The 18,385-nt window shown below is 63.8% G+C and carries 13 protein-coding genes; 9 read left to right on the forward strand and 4 right to left on the reverse strand.

What is annotated here, in order from left to right:
• Positions 1-55: 55 nt before the first annotated feature.
• The 3 genes from ACDK93_RS17935 to ACDK93_RS17945 all read left to right on the forward strand — a co-directional run bounded on the left by ACDK93_RS17935 (position 56) and on the right by ACDK93_RS17945 (position 2,125).
• Positions 56-718 carry a thiol:disulfide interchange protein DsbA/DsbL gene (locus ACDK93_RS17935; protein WP_458070380.1) on the forward strand — a complete coding sequence of 221 codons (663 nt, stop codon included), beginning with the start codon at positions 56-58 and terminating at the stop codon, positions 716-718.
• A 147-nt stretch (positions 719-865) separates the two neighbouring features.
• Positions 866-1,672, forward strand: coding sequence for an endonuclease/exonuclease/phosphatase family protein (locus ACDK93_RS17940; RefSeq protein WP_458070381.1), 807 nt, complete (start codon positions 866-868; stop codon positions 1,670-1,672).
• A 51-nt stretch (positions 1,673-1,723) separates the two neighbouring features.
• Entirely contained in the window at positions 1,724-2,125 is a 402-nt protein-coding gene (locus ACDK93_RS17945) for a hypothetical protein (protein ID WP_458070382.1), read from the forward strand.
• Here the strand turns inward: ACDK93_RS17945 and ACDK93_RS17950 are convergent.
• Positions 2,069-3,676, reverse strand: coding sequence for a glycoside hydrolase family 17 protein (locus tag ACDK93_RS17950; protein WP_458070383.1), 1,608 nt, complete (start codon positions 3,674-3,676; stop codon positions 2,069-2,071). The two genes, ACDK93_RS17945 and ACDK93_RS17950, sit on opposite strands and share 57 nt — an antisense overlap.
• Before the next feature lie 152 nt (positions 3,677-3,828).
• Here ACDK93_RS17950 and ACDK93_RS17955 point away from each other — a divergent pair, with 152 nt between their 5' ends.
• Both ACDK93_RS17955 and ACDK93_RS17960 read left to right on the forward strand, forming a co-directional pair.
• Complete coding sequence (locus ACDK93_RS17955; protein WP_458070384.1) at positions 3,829-5,922, forward strand: transglycosylase SLT domain-containing protein; 2,094 nt, start codon at positions 3,829-3,831, stop codon at positions 5,920-5,922.
• Positions 5,923-5,981: 59 nt separating this feature from the next.
• Complete coding sequence (locus ACDK93_RS17960; RefSeq protein WP_458070385.1) at positions 5,982-6,920, forward strand: complex I NDUFA9 subunit family protein; 939 nt, start codon at positions 5,982-5,984, stop codon at positions 6,918-6,920.
• A 72-nt stretch (positions 6,921-6,992) separates the two neighbouring features.
• On the opposite strand, the gene ACDK93_RS17965 is transcribed toward ACDK93_RS17960, so the two are convergent.
• Positions 6,993-7,517, reverse strand: coding sequence for a hypothetical protein (locus ACDK93_RS17965; protein WP_458070386.1), 525 nt, complete (start codon positions 7,515-7,517; stop codon positions 6,993-6,995).
• 239 nt (positions 7,518-7,756) lie between these two features.
• Between ACDK93_RS17965 and ACDK93_RS17970 the strand changes: the two genes are divergently transcribed.
• From ACDK93_RS17970 to ACDK93_RS17980, 3 genes are all read left to right on the forward strand, one after another.
• A complete protein-coding gene (locus tag ACDK93_RS17970) occupies positions 7,757-8,986 on the forward strand; it encodes a multifunctional CCA addition/repair protein (protein ID WP_458070387.1) in 1,230 nt (409 codons plus the stop codon).
• Between the two features lie 117 nt (positions 8,987-9,103).
• Positions 9,104-11,281 (forward strand): LTA synthase family protein, encoded by a 2,178-nt coding sequence (locus ACDK93_RS17975; protein ID WP_458070388.1) that lies wholly within the window; start codon positions 9,104-9,106, stop codon positions 11,279-11,281.
• A gap of 127 nt (positions 11,282-11,408) precedes the next feature.
• Positions 11,409-13,655, forward strand: a complete 2,247-nt coding sequence (locus ACDK93_RS17980) for a hypothetical protein (protein WP_458070389.1) — start codon at positions 11,409-11,411, stop codon at positions 13,653-13,655.
• 13 nt (positions 13,656-13,668) lie between these two features.
• On the opposite strand, the gene ACDK93_RS17985 is transcribed toward ACDK93_RS17980, so the two are convergent.
• Complete coding sequence (locus ACDK93_RS17985) at positions 13,669-14,862, reverse strand: class I SAM-dependent methyltransferase (RefSeq protein WP_458070390.1); 1,194 nt, start codon at positions 14,860-14,862, stop codon at positions 13,669-13,671.
• A 145-nt stretch (positions 14,863-15,007) separates the two neighbouring features.
• Positions 15,008-17,221, reverse strand: a complete 2,214-nt coding sequence (locus ACDK93_RS17990; protein ID WP_458070391.1) for a TonB-dependent receptor — start codon at positions 17,219-17,221, stop codon at positions 15,008-15,010.
• 286 nt (positions 17,222-17,507) lie between these two features.
• On the opposite strand from ACDK93_RS17990, the gene ACDK93_RS17995 reads away from it, so the two are divergent.
• Positions 17,508-18,362, forward strand: coding sequence for a hypothetical protein (locus ACDK93_RS17995; protein ID WP_458070392.1), 855 nt, complete (start codon positions 17,508-17,510; stop codon positions 18,360-18,362).
• The last annotated feature ends 23 nt before the right edge of the window (positions 18,363-18,385 follow it).

Here is an 18,385-nt window from a genome sequence, read left to right on the forward strand (position 1 = left end):
GTCTGTTTTCATACCATCCAACGGCTTCTCAAGCCGTCACGAAAAGAGAAATTCCATGCTCAAGCGATTTGCCCGTCTACGTCTGCTTGCTCTGCTAGGTGGCCTGCTAATGACCAGCGCCTGCGGCGCGCAGTCCAGTTCAACGGCGGTAGCGCCCTACACCGAAGGCAGCCAGTACGTGACACTGCCCGCACCGGCGCAGCGCTACAGCGCCGAGGGCAAGGTGGAAGTGGTCGAGGTGTTCTCCTACGGCTGCATCCACTGCGCGCATTTCGCGCCGATCGCCGAGAAACTGCGCAAGGAGCTTCCGCCTGGCGTGGTGTTCAAGCTGATGCCCGCACCGTTCAGCGCCGAGTGGCTGCCGTTTGCACGCGCCTACTATGCGGCCAAGCAGCTTGGTGTGGTTGACCGCACGCACCTGGCGCTTTTCGATGCCAAGTTCAACGAGCACTACCCGATCAATTCGATCGACGAGCTCGCTGATTTCTATGCCAGACAGGGCGTCAATCGTGCTGACTTCCTGCGCATCGCAAACTCGGACGAAGTCACGGCGAAGATGAAGAGCGATCTGGCCCTGATCCAGAAGTGGCAGGTCGATGGCACGCCGACGCTCGTCGTCGACGGCAAGTACCGCGTCACTGGCGCCAAGGATCAGGATGAACTCGCGGACATCGCGCTCTGGCTGGCCAAGCGCGAGCTGGCAAACCACAAGAAGTAACCCCGGCTTCCGAAGTATCGCGTCACCTGGAGCGTCTGGCATGGTGTTCACATCGGTTACGGCATGCTGCGTGCGGTGGCTCGATGGCAGAACGGTCTGTTCTTGCGCGCCGGTCCGCCGCCTTCCTTCCCCGTGTAGTGTGCTGCAATGAACCGCGCCGCCAGTCCTCAAGCCCTGCCAGAGCGCCGCCTGCGCCTGTTGAGCTGCAACATCCTGGCCGGCGCCAGCGTGCAGCGCTACAGCGAATACGTTACGCGCAGCCTCACCGCCGTGCTGCCCGGGCGCAGCAAGATGGACAACCTCGACCGGCTGGCCGGGGTGCTGCCGCAGTTCGACGTGATCGGATTGCAGGAAGCCGATGCCGGCAGCCTGCGCTCGGGCTTTCTCAACCAGACGCGATACCTCGCCGAAACCTCCGGCATGCCGTTCTGGAGTCATCAGCCCAATCGCCCAATGGCGCGGCTGGCGCATTCGGCGAACGGATTGATCAGCCGGATGGAACCGAGCTCGGTGCTGGATTATCCGCTGCCCAGCCGCATTCCCGGACGCGGAGCGCTGCTGGCGCAGTTCGGCGAGGGCGACAACGCGCTGGCGGTGATGGTGGCGCATCTTTCGCTCAGCGCCCCGGCGCGGGCGAAGCAGCTGGGGTTTATCGCCGAGCTGCTGCAGGATTTTCCGCACGCGGTGCTGATGGGCGATCTCAACACCGAGCCGCACAGCGCGGAAATGCGCTACCTGTTTTCCAGGTGTGGCCTGCAGCCGCCGGCACAGTCGACGCCGACCTTTCCCAGCTGGAAGCCGCGGCGGGCGCTGGATCATATCCTCACCACGGCGGCGATCCAGCTGGACAAGACCTGGACGCTGCCGCAGGCGTTTTCCGACCATCTGCCCATCGCCGCAGAGATCCGGCTGCCGGCGCACGTCGGCACCGCGACGCGGGGACGTTCGCGATGAACGGCCTGCCCATCGCAACCTCCGCGCCGCAACCCGAATGAGGCTTAGCGTATGACGTCATCTGCGAAACCTGTCGGCCGGTCGCGCAACGCGCTGCCCTGGCTGCTGCTGGTCTTTATCGGCGTGCTCTCGGCCGTGCTGCGTTACGGCGTGGTCGAACCCAGCGCCATCGTGGAGCTGTGCGAAAGTGGACGCGGCCCATGGTGGTGCACTGCGCGACAGGCGATCGTGCTCGGCTTTCTGAACAATGATTTCGGCATTGCTGCCCTGATCGCCGCCGCGCTGGCGCTGCTGTGGAAACAGCCTTGGGCCGCGTGGCTGGCCGCCGCGCTTGGCGCCTTTGCGCTGGAAATGTACTGCTTCGAGGCGGGCGCGCTGGCGCTGCTGATCGGCTGCCTACGCCTGCTGCGGATCCAGGCGCAGCTGCTGCCGCGCCTGTCGCCAGCCGAGTAGCACCGGCGCAGCAATCGCCGCGTTCAAGAGCAGCCAGAGCCAGGCCACCGGCATCACGCCGGCCTCCTGCACAACCACCACGGCGGCAAGTATTGGCAGGCATGCCGCCAAAAAGCGCTCCTCCACCATCGGCATCCTCGCCTCATGCCGATCCGACAGCAGCGCCATCAGGGCGTAGCCAATACACGGCAGCGCGAACAGGCCCAGCGGAAAATCGCGATAGCGCCCGTCGAACACCTGCAGCAGGCCGAAGTATGTCAACAGAAATAGCCATCCAAACCGCAGCCACGCCGATGGCTGCATCAGCGGCGTAAAGCCGGCCAGACGCGCCGCGATCCATCGCGCCAGCTGCAGCGCGGTGGCCAGAGCCGCCACGCAGGCGGCGATCGACAATGACCACTCGACCGCATTGCTGCAGGCAAACCACATCTGCCGCCCTTGCCAGGCCAGCGCAAAGCCGCCGCCAAATCCCAGCAGCAATAAGGCAAGCCAACCACGCCGGCTCTTCCAACGTCGGCGCCAACCGCCTGCCAGCAGAAAGACGACCGCACCGACCGCACCCGCCAACCAGCCATACGCCCAGTGCGGCTCTTCGGTCACCGGACCCTGCATGGGAAATTTCGGTTTGGCATGGACGTCGAAGATGCCCCAATAGCCGCCCACCGTGCCTTCAAGCACACGCTGCCACGGCTGATCAAAAGCCGCAAACACGTTGTAAGGCATGCGCGCGGTCGTCGCGTAGCGCATGAATTCGCGCAGATAACGCGCCTCGTCGACCACGCTCGCCGTCACACCCTGCCGCGGACGTCCTTCGCTGGGCCAACCGGTCTCGCCGATCATTATCTGGCGCCCGGGAAAGGCGCGCTCGACTCGCGCGGAAACGTCCTCCACGTGCTGGACAGCCAGCGACGACGGCACCGGCTTATCTTCCCAGTAAGGCAAAATGTGGATGGTGATGAAGTCCACCGACGAGGCCAGTTCGGGATGGCGCAGCCAGAATTCCCATACGTCCGCATAGGTCACCGGCACACTGACGGCCGCTTTCACCTGCCGCAGATAGCCGGCTATTTGCGCCGAGGACAGCTCTCCGCGCAGCAGCACTTCGTTACCCACGATAATGCCGCGGATGGCCTGCGGATTCGCCTTGGCCGCTGCGATTCCGAGTCGGACCTGCTCATCGTTCAACTTGGGATTGCGGCTGAGCCAGATGCCCATCAGCACTTTCATGCCATGGCGAGCGGCAATCGCCGGCACGGCGCTCAGACCCTGGCCCTGCGAATAGGTGCGCACGCAGTCGAAACGCCGGGACAGCATGCGCAAATCCGCATCCACGCGCTCCGGACTGATGAAGGCTTTGGGATCGAGCGGCGACTCACCGCTGCGACGAAAAGGTCCGTAGGACACGCACGCAATGCGCGATGACGGCGCATCGGGCAGGTCAACCGGACGCCCGATCGACCACCACCACCACGCGCCAGCCACGGCGGCCATGACCATCAGCAACCAGGTGAATCCGTGCCGGCGATGCGTTGGCGAGGGCGCTTGAGGCATGCCGAATCCATCTCGTATCAAAGCGGTAAGCCTGCGAGTTTAGCAGGCCCATGCCGGCTCACTATCTTGCGATGCCTGCCATCATGAACCGCGCAGTCATGCGCCGGCGGGCCATCCACTACACTGGCGACCGAACGATTGCAGGAGTTCCCATGTTCGTCGCTGCTGCGCCCCGGCGCGTTTCGATCCCCGGTTTATTGTTGAGCCTCACCGTGCTGTTTGCTGCTACCTCGGCGCGCGCCAGCGAGCCCACGGACGCGCAGCGCGCCGCGTTCAAGCAGGCCTACGCCAGCGCGCAGCAGCAGGGCGGCGATGACTGGCGCCAGCTGGCAAGCACCCTGCGCGATTACCCGCTGTATCCCTACCTGCAAGCCGCCGCGCTGGAGCACGACCTCAAGCAGGATGATCTTGCCACGGTGCAGGCGTACATCAGGCAGTACCCGGACTGGATTCCCGCCGCCGACCTGCGCCGCGATTTTCTGCTGGAGCTGGCGCGCCGGCAGGACTGGGACGATTTTCTCGCGCTCTATCAGCCCAACCTCGGCGACGCGCTGACCTGCGATGCGCTGCAGGCAAAACTGTCGCGCGGCGCCACGCTGGATTTCGACCGCGATCTGACCAACCTGTGGAGCAAGCCCAGCCTGCCCGACGCTTGCGATCGGGTGTTCAACGCGGCGCACGATCAGGGCCTGCTGACAAGCACCCGGCTCTGGTCGCGCATTGATGCCGCCGCCGAGGCGGGGCAGCCGGGCACCATCGGCAAGCTGGCCGGCTGGCTGCCGCAGGGCGATCAGGCCACCGCGCAGCAGCTGGCGCAGGCCCTGCGCGATCCCGCATCGGCCGTTGCCGCGGCATCCAGCTGGCCCGACACGCTGCGCACGCGTGAGGCCGCCACCCTGGCGCTGACGCGGCTGGCGCGGCGGCAATCCGCCAGCGCCGACGCGGCCTGGCAAAACCTGCAGACGCATTTCGCTTTCAGCCCATCGCAGCGCGATCAGATCCTGCGCACGCTGGCGCTGTTTCACGCCACCGACTTCGACGAAAACGCGCTGACCCGTCTGATCGACCTGCCCGCCGCCGCTCAGAGCGACAGCACGCGCGAGTGGCGCGCCCGCATCGCGCTGGCGCAGCAGGACTGGAACGCCGTGCTGGATGCGATCGCGGCAATGAGCGACACCCAGAAAGCCGACGGCGAGTGGCGCTACTTCCGCGCCCGCGCGCTGGCCGCGCTGCATCGCGACGGGGAAGCGCGGCCGGTGTTCGCCATGCTGGCCAAAGAGCCGACGTTTTTCGGCTTTCTCGCCGCCGACAAACTTGATCAGCCCTATGCGATCTGTCCACTGCAGCTGGCCGACGATCCGCAGCGTGAACAGGAGCTGCTGAGACGTCCCGGCCTGCTGCGTGCGTTCGAGCTTTACGCGGTCGGGCTGCCCAAATATGCCCGCCGCGAATGGAACCGCGCGCTGCAGGGCGACGACCAGACCACGCTTCGGCTGGCCGCCGATCTGGCCAGCCAGCGCGGCTGGTACGACCGCGCGGTATTCACCTTGAACAGCGGCGACGCGCTGCGGCTCTACGACCTGCGCTTTCCGCTGGCCAGCCAGGACGGCGTGGTACCGCAGGCAGCGCAGGCCGGCATCGAGCCGGCCTGGGCCTATGGCATCCTGCGCGCGGAAAGTGCGTGGATGACCGACGCCCGCTCCGGCGCCAATGCACGCGGACTGATGCAGCTGGTGCCGGGCACGGCGGCGATGGTCGCGCGCAGCAACGGACTGAACTGGAACGGCGGCGATTCGCTGTACGACCCGACGGTGAACATCACCCTGGGCACGCGCTATCTCGCTCAGCTGGCCGGCCGCTACAACGGCGCGCCGTGGCTGGGCAGCGCCGCCTACAACGCCGGCCCGAACAAACTCGACCAGTGGCTGGCGGCGCGCGGCACGCTGACGCCGGACGTGTTCGTCGCCACCATGCCTTATAAGGAAACCCGCGAATACGTGGCACGCGTGATGGCCTTCAGCGTGATCTACGACTGGCGACTCAACGGTAACGCCGTGCCGCTGGCCAGTCGCATGAGCCCGATCGGGCAGGCGTATGAACTGCCCAACGCGATGACCGTGAAGCGTTCCATCGACTGCCCGGCCAGCGCAGTGACCGACAAACCGGAAAGCACGCCGGCACCTATTCCCGCGCCAGCACCAGCCATCACGCCGGCTGGGGCATCATCCACTCCCGGCTCGCCGTAGTGAAGCGCCATACTCGCTGACGTCGTCCATCCCTTTCGAGACATCGCAGGATCCACTTCATGGCCGCACAGAAAATCGTCATCCTCGGCGGCACCGGTTTCGTCGGCAGCCATCTCGTTCCCCGACTCGCCGCCGACGGCCACCATATCGTGATGCTGAGCCGCAACCGCGAGCAGCATCGCGCGCTGGGCGTACTGCCCAACGTCGTCGTCCGCACCGCGAACGTCTATAACGACGAGACGCTGCGCAAGGAGTTCACCGGCGCCGATGCGGTGATCAATCTTGTCGGCATTCTCAACGCCAGCGGCCCGCACAGCTTTCAGCGCGCGCACGTGGAACTGACCAGACGCGTGATCGCTGCCTGCCACGCCAGCGGCGTCGCGCGCCTGCACCAGATGAGTTCGCTGAAGGCGGGCCAGGGCCTGTCGCAATACCTGAAGACGCGCGGCGAGGCCGAATCGCTGGTCAAGGCCTCCTCGCTCGAGTGGACAATTTACCAGCCCAGCGTGATCTTCGGCCCCGGCGATGGTCTGGTCAGTCGCTTCGCGTCGCTGCTGAAAAAACTGCCGGTGTTTCCTCTGGCGCGGGCCAAATCGCGGATGGCGCCGACCTATGTCGGCGACGTCTGCGAAGCCATCGCCCGCTGCGCTGCCAGCGACAAGCTCGGCAAACGCAGCAGCTTCGAACTCTACGGACCCGAAGTGCTCACTCTGGGCGAGATCGTGCGCAGGATCAGCGACGCGTCCGGCTTGAAGCGCACCATCATCGCGCTGCCCGACAGCCTCGGCCGCCTGCAGGCGCAGGTCGCCGGCCTTTTGCCCGGCAAACCGTTTTCGCTCGACAACTTTCTTTCACTGCGCACCGACTCCGTCGGCAAGATCGACGGCTACGCCGCGCTCGGCATCGTGCCGCAACCGTTTACCCCCTGGCTGCCGCGGCTGATCCACGGCTCGCCGCTGCAAAACCGGTTGAACCAAGCACGCGCGGCACGGCGCTAAGACGTCGTCCGTCTCAAACTGGGCTGATTGGCATTTAGTCCAGCCGGCCCCATTCATTATGGCAACCACTAATCATTTGCTATGCGATGGCGCGCTCGATACCGCACCTTGCACACCAATCGCCCCTCGCGAAATATTGGAAAAAGCGAAAGATGGATTGGATGGCGCGCGATTAGGGTTTATGTCTTCGTCGTCGGCAATCGCCAGCCGGTTACCATCGAGCGTTACCCAGTGCGACGATGGAAACGGAGATGCACTACTCGAAACGTAGGAAAACTGCGTGTCGTATTTGCCGTCTCCGCGCGGCGAAACCTGCAAAGCAACGTTGACGATCATTTCGCTATCCATCGCACGACCCTTAATGATCGCCGGTCCGGTGATCCATGCATTGAGGTCGCTCGCAAGCAATCGTTCAAATGCTGGCGAGAGATTCGACGACGGCGAAATCTTCGTCACTTTGCCGTGCGAATTCACGCGCACCAGCACGGGCATGACTCTCGGGACAAAGCCAGAAAGGGACTCTGGGCCAGACGCCGCTGCAACCCCGATCGACACCACAAGCACGCCAGCAAAAGCCACTCGATAGAAACGTTTCATACCTTTCTCCTTGGCAATACCGTTAAGGATATTTAGTAAGTCGCGTGTCGAGTTTTATGAACGCGGCAGTTCAATTATTCGCCTGAATAAGCGGATCGTCAATATGCCTGCTTTAAGCATCGCAGAAGGGGTTTTGATGCGCCTGCCAGCTCTACTTCAAGGCTTCAACTCCGCCAGAACTTAAGGCAACGGGCTGTCAATCGCGCGATAAACCACCTTCACATGGCAAACTTCTCTCCATGCAAATTTATTTAGTCGGCGGCGCGGTTCGCGATGCCCTGCTCGGGCGAGCGGTGGTCGATCGCGATCACGTAGTGGTCGGCGCGACGCCCGACGATTTGCTTGCGCAGGGCTACCGGCCCGTCGGCAAGGATTTTCCGGTATTTCTGCATCCGCGCAGCGGCGAGGAATATGCGCTGGCGCGGACCGAGCGCAAGACCGGCCGCGGCTATCACGGCTTCGTGTTTCAGGCCGATGCTGCGGTCACGCTGGCGCAGGATCTGGCGCGGCGCGACCTCACCATCAACGCGATCGCGCGGGACGAAAACGGCGCGCTGACCGATCCCTATCACGGCGTGCGCGATATCGAGGCGCGCGTGCTGCGGCACGTGTCCGAGGCGTTTGTCGAAGACCCCGTGCGCGTGCTGCGGGTAGCACGTTTCGCTGCGCGCTTCGCGCCGCTGGGCTTCACCGTAGCCGACGAAACCATGGCGCTGATGCGGCAGATGGTGCGCGACGGCGAGGTTGATCACCTCGTGCCCGAGCGTGTGTGGGCGGAAACGCGCAAAGCGCTGGCCGAGCCGCAGCCGTCCGCCTTTTTGCGCGTACTGCGCGCATGCGGCGCGTTGGCGGTGCTGTTTCCCGAGGTCGACGCGCTTTACGGCGTGCCGCAGCGGGCGGAGTTTCATCCCGAGGTCGACACCGGCGTGCATCTGGAAATGGTGCTCGACGCCGCGGCGCGCATCGCGCCGGGTAACGACATCGTGGGCTTCTGCGCGCTCACGCACGATCTGGGCAAGGCGCTGACACCGGTGAATGAACTGCCGCGCCATGTGGGACACGAGCATCGCGGCGGCGTGCCGCTGCGGGCGCTGGCCGAGCGACTGAAGGTACCGACCGAGCATGCCGCGCTGGCCGAGCAGGTATGCCGCGAACATCTCAACGCGCACCGCGCCTTCGAGCTGAAACCGGCCACGGTGCTGAAGCTGATCAATGCGCTGGATGCACTGCGACGGCCCGCACGACTGGACATGTTTCTCGCAGCGTGTGAGGCCGACAAGCGCGGCCGACTGGGCCACGGCGACGATGCCTACCCGCAGGCCGACTACCTGCGTGCAGCGCGCGCCGCGGCGGCGGCGGTCGACGCCGGCAACTTCGTCACTCAGGGACTGGTCGGCCCGGCTATCGGCGCGGCAATGAACGCTGCGCGCGTCAAGGCCATTGCGCTAGTGAAAACTGAACATCCGTAAAGGCCCCGCGTTGTATAAAGTGCGGATAAACGGCGCCTGGATCGAGCGCTGATCCATTCATTCTGTCGAATTCTTTTGGAGTTGCCGGTGTCGCAGGCTTTCACCACGGTCTCACCCATGCGTCAGCGTTTCCGCCCGCTGCTGTGGCTTGCCATTACTTTTGTCGCGATAGCGCTGGTGACCCGCGTGGCGCTGCTGATCATGTCTGGCGTCGAGGTATCGCACCGTCCGTTCAACCTTCTCTACAGCTTTGGCGTAGGGCTGGGCTATGACCTCATCACGTTCATCTACGTGGCGTGGCCGATGGTGCTTTTCCTGTGGCTGGTACCAGCACGGCGAGCGCTGATTTCCGGTGTCGGGCAATGGCTGCTTTACCTGCTGGGTATGGCGCTTCTGTATGCGGCCTGCCTGGGACTGGTGTTTCTATGCTGGCACGTGCACGTGCACGAGTCGTGGCCGCTGGTGATTCTGTTTCTGTTTTTTCTGCCGATGCCGGCACTCGCCTACTCCGGACGCAGCGGCCAGTGGTCGATGTATCTGATGGGCATTGTGCTGCTCTACGGCCTGCTGTTTGTGGCGGCCTGCGAGCTGGTGTTCTGGAACGAGTTCAGCGTGCGCTTCAATTTTATCGCGGTGGATTATCTGGTCTATACGACCGAGGTGATTGGCAATATCCGCGAGTCGTATCCGATCTTCACCTGGCTCGGCCTGCTGGTGCTTGCCACGCTGGTGGTGTTTGCGCTGAGCAAGCGCGGCCTGCGCACGCGCGATGACGGCAGCCGCTTCTGGCAGCGCGGCAGCGTGGCGCTGCTGTGGCTGGTGCTCACCGTCGCGTCGCTGTTTGCCGTCAACGGCAGCATGAAAGACCAGACCCGCAACAGCTACGTCAACGAACTGGCCGGCAACGGCATCTACCAGTTCTTCGCTGCATTCCGCAGCTCGCACCTGGACTACGCCAAGTTTTATCGCACCCTGCCCGACGACAAGGCCTTCGGCATCCTGCGCGAACAGTTGAAAACGCCTGACGCCACGTTCGTCAGCAACGATCCACAGGACCTTGCACGCGAGATTCGCCACACCGGCGACGAGAAGCATCTCAACGTGGTGCTGATCAGCGTGGAGAGCCTGTCCGGCGATTACCTGGGCACCTTCGGCAACAAGGAAAACCTCACGCCGTATCTGGATTCGCTGGTCGGCCAAAGCGTTTTCTTCGACAACCTCTACGCCAACGGCACCCGCACGGTGCGCGGGCTGGAAGCGCTGTCGCTATCGGTGCCACCAACGCCGGGGGATTCGCTGATCCGCGAGCATCACAACGAGAATCTGTTTTCGCTGGCCGACATCTTCAACGATCGCGGCTATCAGTCGGATTTTGTCTATGGTGGCTACGGCTACTTCGACAACATGAACTATTTCTTCAGCCACAACGGCTACCGCACGGTCGACCGCGGCGACATTCCCAAGGATGCGCCGATCCACAGCCAGAACGTGTGGGGCGTGTCGGACGAGGATCTGTACACGCTGGCGCTGCAGCAGATGGACGACATCCACAACGATGGCAAACCGTTCTTCCTGCACATCATGACCACCTCCAACCACCGGCCGTACACCTACCCGGCCGGCCGCGTACCGCAAGTCAGCCCTTCGCGGCCCGGGGCGGTTGCGTACACCGACTGGTCGATCAAGAATTTCATCGAACGCGCGCGCAGCAAGCCGTATTTCGACAACACGGTGTTCGTGATCACCGCCGACCACTGCGCTTCCAGCGCCGGCAAGACCACTTTGCCGATCAACCGTTACCACATTCCGCTGTGGATCTACTCGCCGAAAAATTTTCCGCCGCAGCGCGTGAAGCAACTGATGGGCCAGTTGGACATTCCGCCGACCCTGCTGGGCATGCTCAACTTCAGCTATCGCACGCGCTTCTTCGGTCAGGACGTGTTCCAGCTGTCGCCGAACGAGGGGCACGCCCTGCCCGGTACCTACGAAAAGCTCGGCTATCTGCGCGACAATGCGCTCACTGTGCTGGAGCCGCAGCGCAAGCTGGAGCAGTTCACGCCGGACTACGCCACCGGTGACGCCACGCCGATCAATCCACAGAACCAGACCCTGATCGATCAGGCGGTGGCGTATTACCAGGTGGCCAGCGAGCAGTTCCGGCGCGGCCAGCTGGCGCGTCGACCCAGCGATTCGACAACGGTAACACCGTTGCCGGCTCCGCCAACCGTACCGGCCAAACCGGAAACGGCGCCTGCCCCGGCAGCAAGCGCGGGCAAGGTTCCAAGCAGCATGTAAGCGTCACGACATCATCCTGGCGCACGCTGCTGCCGCACGGCGACGGGCAAACGAGTTCCACGCCATCCGTGCAACGCCTCGAACGTTTGAGCCTCTTTATCGCAGCCTGACCCGGGACCAAAATCAGATGGTGCAGCACCGTCCCTTCGTGCGGCTGTTCGGCGGCCTGTGCCTGATCTGGGTGGCGCTGAATCTGCCGCTGCTGCTGAACATCCGTGTTCTGCCCTGGGACGCGATGATCTCGTCCTATCCGACGGTCTATTTCAACACGCATAGCCTGCGCATGGGCGAGTGGCCGTGGTGGAATCCGGCCATTTACTCCGGTTATCCGCAGATCGCCGACCCGCAGGGCATGCAGTTCTCGCCGCTGCTGATGGCGTGGATGCTGCTGCGCAAGGCACCCGGCGCCAGCTGGTTTACCTGGGGCGTGCTGCTGCATGTGCTGATGGGCGGCACCGCCATGCTCGCGTTATTGAAGCGCAGCGGCGCCAACGCCTTTGGTGCGCTGGTCGGCGCCACGGTATTCATGGCCGGCGGCGTCGCCGCGTCGCGGATGGAGCACACGCCGATTCTGCTGGCCTATGCGTACGCGCCGCTGGTGCTGCTGGCGCTGCGCCGTTTCTTCCAAGCGCCGGACTGGCGCCGAGGCCTGCTGCTGGGACTGGTCGCAGGCGCCATGGTGACGCAGCTGGTGCAACTCACGTATCTGCTGACGTTGATGGTGATCGTCTATGCGGCCGTCGCCAGCGTCATGCATTGGCGGGGCTACAGCACGGCGGCGCGATGGCGCTGGTTCGCCTGCGTGCTACTCGCAATGAGCTGCGCATCGGCTATCGGTTTGCCGCAGCTGCTTTTTACCTGGGCGTATACCACCCTGTCCAACCGCGCCACGCTGCCGCTTGCGGCCTCGGCAGGTGCGTCACTGGATTGGCGCGCGCTGCTCGCATTCTTCGATCCCAACGCGCTGCATGCCCTGCGCGGTGGCTACAGCGGACCGGCGGATCGGGTCGAAGCGTACCTGTACATCGGCGCCTTACCGACCTTGCTGCTCGTCGGTGTCGGCGCGGCTTGGCGTCAGCCGCTACAGCGTCGGCAGCTGACGTTTTTCGCGGTCGTGGCTGTGCTCGCCTTTTTCTACATGCTGGGCGTGAACACGCCTTTCTATCCGTGGCTTTATGGGTGGCTGCCGGGCGTGCAGCAGTTCCGCCGGCCATCGGATGCAGCCTACCTGCTGAATTTTTCCCTGGCCATCTTCGCCGGACTGGCGGCCAGTCATTTTCGGCTGGATTCGCGACGCCACGTCGGCTTTTTGCTCGCCATCGCTGCGCTGTGGCTGACGCTGTCCAGCCTGCCCATGCACCGCGCCGGCGTCCGCTGGCACGGCGAAACCCTGATCGCGGCCATCGTCGCCCTGCTCGCACTCTGGCGGTTGCGCCGGGCGGGCACGACGCTTCGCACAGCGACGTGGCTGCTGGTACTTCTCGTGGTGGATTACCGCTGCTTCAACCTCGACAGCACGTTCAACGAAGGCCAAGACAAGGCGAAAATCTTTCTGCGCGACGCCACCGCCAACTTTATCGCCGAACGCATGCCGTCGCCGCCCGGCGCGTTGCCGGCGCGTCTGGAATCCATTGATGCGGGCACGCAGTGGGACAACCTCGTGGTCCTGCGCAACCTGCAGTCGACTCAGGGTTATAACCCTCTGCGCTACGGGCTCTACGATCGCTGGTACGGCGCCAGAAGCAACGGTGGCGGTTTCGACGGTGCACCGTCGCGGGTCAACACGCCGTTCAACCCGACGCCCGACAGCAAGCTGAGTGATCTTCTCGGCGTACGCTACGTCATCAAGGGGCACAAAAGCGATGCAGCTCCGTGGTCAGCGCCCTCAGGCTACGAAAGAATCTTTGCCGATAGCCAAACCCGCAACGAAGTCTGGCAAAACGACAGGGCCTACCCGCGATGGCTCAACCCGACGCACGCGATCGCTTTGTCACCTCGACAATTCCCCTCGCCATTAGCCTTCGACGCAACGGATTTTCGCGGCACGCTCTGGCTGACCCCACGCAATACAGAAGATCAGCGAACCGGCGAGATATTGGTAGCTGCGTGCACTGCCCAGCTGGCAGTTACCGACGTGCAGGCCGCGCCGACGCGGCTGTCCTTCCGCACGCGGTCTTCGGGAGACGCCTGGCTGGTGCTGGGCGAGCTGGATTTCCCCGGCTGGGTCGCCGATGCCGATGGCGTGAACCTGCCCATTCATCGGGCCAACGGCATGTTCCGCGCGGTGTGCGTGCCCGCCGGCGATCACACCGTCCGCTTTGTGTTTCATCCCTGGACGATGGTGGCCGATGTCTGGCGGGAGCGCTCGCAGTGATCCGGCGTGCCCGCTACAGACGGCCGGACTGATCAGCCGCGAGCAGGTCAGCCGACAGCGGCAGCGTATCGAGTCCGCGGCAAAACAACATGGCCTGGAAGCGCTCGCCCATCTGGTCCGGCAGCATCAGGCGCTTGACCTGCTGGGCGAGCTGGTACGCGGCGTGGTCGTCGTCGGCCTCGCCCTGCATGCTCTGAAAAACGTCCTGCAGACCCGCACCGATCAAAAACGATGCCTGCGGCAGATAGACAGCCAAATCGAAGCCCGCACTTTTGCCGGCCTCGGCGAGGGCGGTAAAGTCGACGGAAGCGGTGAGGTCGTTGAGGCCGGGCAGATACAGCGGATCGTTGTGCGCGCGATGACGGTAATGCGCCATCAGCGTGCCATCGTCTCGCTCGGGCAGATAGAGCTCGCGACGCACGTAGCCATAGTCGATGAACAACATGACGCCGGCGGTGAGCGAGCCGGCAATTGCCTGAATCCACAGCGGCAGCTGCGGCAGCACTTCGGAGCGATAGCCATCGACGAAGGGCGCGCCCAGATCGCGTTCGATATGCCGTACCGCGCCGGATACCAGCGCATCGGCCGGACGATCGATACGCTGCAGCCGACCGTCGTTATCGAAACCGACATGCTCTTCCAAGATGTCGCCTCCTCGTACGGTAAAGCGCGTGGTCGGCAGTGCATCGATGACTTCGTTGGCGAACAGCACGCCGCACCAGTCATCCTCTGGCGGGCGATCAAGCCAGCGCACGCGGGCATTGATCTCCGGCGGAAGATGGGCCAGCAGCCGCGCGCGCTGACGCTCGCGCAGATCCGCGCTCGGTTCGAGAATCAGGTATTGGCGCGGCAGCGTATGGCTCGCTGCCAGCGCTCGAAGCGCCGCCTCCGCGAAGGCGCCGCTACCGCCACCGAGCTCCAGAAAATCCGCTTCCTCGCCCAGCGACGCCAGCGTGGGTTGCACCGCGTTGACGACGCAGCGGGCAAACATCTCGCCGAGCTCCGGCGCCGTGACAAAATCGCCGGCGGCGCCGAACTTGGTGCGCCCGGCGCTGTAATAGCCCAGGCCGGGCGCATACAGGCAGCGCTCCATGTACTGGGCAAACGAGAGCGGTCCCTGCGCCGCGATCATCTCGTGCAGCAACTGCACAAGACGATCGGAATGCGCGCGCTCGTCGGCGCTAGGTTCGGGGAGTCGGGATTGCATGGGCGGCGTTGCCAGTGGCCAGAAGCGCGGCAAGCATAACGGATGGGCCGATCATGGTTGATGGGGCCGCCCTTGGCTGAGCACTTTGGCCAACAGCATCCCTTTACCTCAATCCTCTCCCCGCGGGGAGAGGAGGCAAAAGCCGTCAGAAATCTTTCTGCAGCGTCACATACAGGCCCCGTCGCGGGCCGTACTGCGGCGCGCCCACGCCGATGCCGGTGCCATCACGCAGCTCGTAGGTGCGATCGAGCGCGTTGATCACCGCCAGCTGCGTGTGCAGTTTGCCGATGCTGGCAAAGTTGAAGTCGTGCGACACGTTGAGATTGAGCTGGAAATAATCCGGCAGCGACAGGCCGTTCGGCGTGTCCCCGTCCTTGCGCAGGCCGGTGCCGAACAGGTAATCCGCGCCCACTTTGGTGGTATCGGTCAGCGCGTAATTGATGCCGCCCGAGGAAGTGATCTTCTGATCGTGATCGAGATGGATGTAGTTGTCGTAGATATAGGCCAGGTCGACAGGCGAAAAGTTGTACTGGCCGGTGATCACGCGCTCGCCCATCGCGCGATTGAACGAGATGTTGGTGTAGAAGTTCAGCGGACCCTGATCGTAGTTCAGGGTGAACTCGTTGCCGCGAATGCGGCCGGCGTTGTAGTTGAAGGTGGAGAAGATCAGCGCCGCGCCGAACTGACCTTCGTCCTGCAGGCGGTCGACCTTGCGGTAGTAGCTGTCGAAGCCGACGGTCCACGCCGAGCCGAAGTTCTGCGAAATACCCGCGTCGTAATAATTGGAGCGTTCGGTCAACGGCGTGTTGTTGCCGTTGTTGGGCAGCGCGTTGGTGGTGCCCTGGAATTTGGCGATGGCGGTGGTGGTGATCGCCTCGGTCGCCGGCGGCGTGAAGTAGCGCGAGTAGCCGGCGTGCAGCGTGGTGCTGTCGGTGGCCTGATAGACCAGGCCCAGGCGCGGGCTCAGCTGGCTTTCGGTGCGAAAGGCCTGATATTCGTCGGCGCGCAGGCCGTAGTTCATGGTCAGCTTGTCGCTGATGCTCCACTCGTTCTGCAGATAGGCCGCGTACGTCTTGGCGACGATATGGCTTTCGTCAAAGATATTGAATGGCACGGTGCTGGTCTGGTTGCCGTCGGCATCGGCCGGAAACACCAGCGAGTTGTTGCCGCTGATCGCGCGCTCGAAGCTGCCGTAAACGCCATAGCGCAGCGTGTTGCTGTCACCCAGCGGGGTGGAAAAATCTGCCTGCAGCGTGCTGGCCACGTTGCTGCGATGGATGGTGGCCGCGACGCCGTTGAACATCAGATCGCCGATGTTGTCCGGCGAAAAGCCCACGCTGGTGTAGCGCCTGCCGACAGACACCTGATAGTCGGTATCGGCAAACTTGCCCTGCAATGCCAGCACGCCGAAGCGGGTTTTTTCGTTCTGCTGTTCGTTGAGATTGGCCGAATTGAAATCGACCGTGTCGAGATAGCCAAACGGCGGCGTCTGACCCGGATTATTCGGAATCTGGAAGCGGTTGTTCGAAACGCCGAAGAGAAAACTCAGGCGCGTGTCGTTGTTGATCAGGTACGACACGTCGCCAAAGGCCTTCACCTGATTGGTGTGGTCATGGATCGGCGTGCGGCTGGCGGTTGGGTTTTCGATGCCGACGTCGCTTTCCATGTAATTGGCGGTGAGGAAGTAGCTCCAGCGGTCGTTACTGCCCCAGATCGAGGCATTCGGATTGAACGTGCCGAACGAGCCGGTAGTGACGCCGACGCTGCCGCCGTTGCCGAGGTCGTGGCCGCTCTTGGTGGTGATGTCGACCACGGCCGCGGTGCGGTCGCCGTACTGTGCCGGCAACGCGCCGTCGAGCAGCTTCACGTTCTGGATCGTGCGCGCATCCAGCGCCTGACCAAAGCCCGAGATCGATTCGGGGATGATCACCCCGTTGATGCGGTACTGCAGGTTGGCGTGATCGCCGCGCACGTGGATGCCGCCGTACGAATCCTGCACCACACCGGGCGCCTGCAGCAGCACCTGATTGATCGGCGTGGACGCGCCCAGCGGCAGCTGCTCGATCGCCTTCTGGTCGATCACGTACTGGCTGCTGCCGGTGTCCGGCGAGAGCGAGTTGCGCGACTGGTCGAGCGCCGCCGTCACGTCCACCGCGCCGAGGTTCTTGGCATCTTTCGACGCCTGTTTGTTGCGCGCGCCGTGGTCGACCGTGGCGTCGTCATCTGTCGCGCCCTGGCCGGAGGCAGCGTCGGTGCTGACGGGCGCAGTCGCCTTGGTCGGCGGCGTGGTGTCGGCGGCCTGAGCGGACAGTGTGCCCAGGGCAAGGGCAAGACTCAGGGCAAGCAGGGAGGGCTTCATCGGGGTTTCCATCGGCAATAAAAAAAGAGTCGTATATGTAATGTTATAACATTACTTAAGCCTCGTGCGCGGCGTATGCGCCAGAAGTCATGTCCGAAGTCATGCCGGTGGACTGCCAGCAGCCGCCGATGTCGGTCCCCTCGCGCACCCGGACCCGGCGCCGGCAGAATGCCGCTCCTTGAACCGGGCTTCACGCCGTTCGCCTAGACTGCGATCTACCCTCTGGGGAAACCGGCCCGCGCACCAGGCGCATGGATCGGGCGAATCAGGCACTCGGGAGCCACGCATGAGCAAGACCAGCAAGAACGTACCGGCCGTCATCGAGCCGGTAGAGCACAACAAGGTCACACAGGCGATTCTCGATTTCGTCAGCAAGGTGCCGGCGAGCAAGATCGAAGGCAGCAGCGATCCGGATGCCGAAGCGCGCAAGATTGCCAGCGCCGCTGCCCGGCGTGCGGCACTCACCGCCGGCTCGCTGGCGCTGCCGCCCGGCCCGCTGGGCTGGCTGACCATTCTTCCGGAGCTGACGCTGATCTGGAAAATCCAGGGCCAGATGGTGAGCGATATAGCGGCGGCCTACGGGCACCACGCTTCGCTCGGCCGCGAGCAGATGCTGTGGTGCCTGTTCCGGCACACCGCCGCCCAGGCTTTCCGCGACTTGGTGGTGCAGATGGGCGATCGGCTGGTGTTTCGCCGCATGTCCCACGGCATCGCACAGCGCGTGGCCAAGCAGGTGGGCATCAAACTGACCCAGCGCACCGTCGGCGAAGGCATCTCGCGCTGGCTGCCGGTCGTCGGCGCGCTCGGCGTGGGCGCCTATGCGTATTACGACACCGGACACGTCGCTAGCACGGCGATTGCACTCTTCAGCGGCGATATGGAAATGGCGGATGACGGCGATGATGCAGTTGCCGCAGCAGGTGCCGCCGCAGCCACCGCGGCCGTGCTGAAACCCAAGGCGAAGACCGTCAGCAGCGCGGCCAAGTCCGCGGTGAAAAAGGCGGTGAAAAAGGTCGCGAAAAAGGCCGCTGACAAGGCGCTGGCAAGCACCGCGCGCAAGATCGCCAAGAAGGCCGACAGCGTAAGCAATGCCGCCAGCAAACGGGCCGCCGCCAAACCGCGCAAGCCGAAGTCCGAATGAATACGAAAACCTTCGCATTCCAC

The sequence above is a fragment of the Rhodanobacter sp. BL-MT-08 genome, assembly GCF_054161255.1.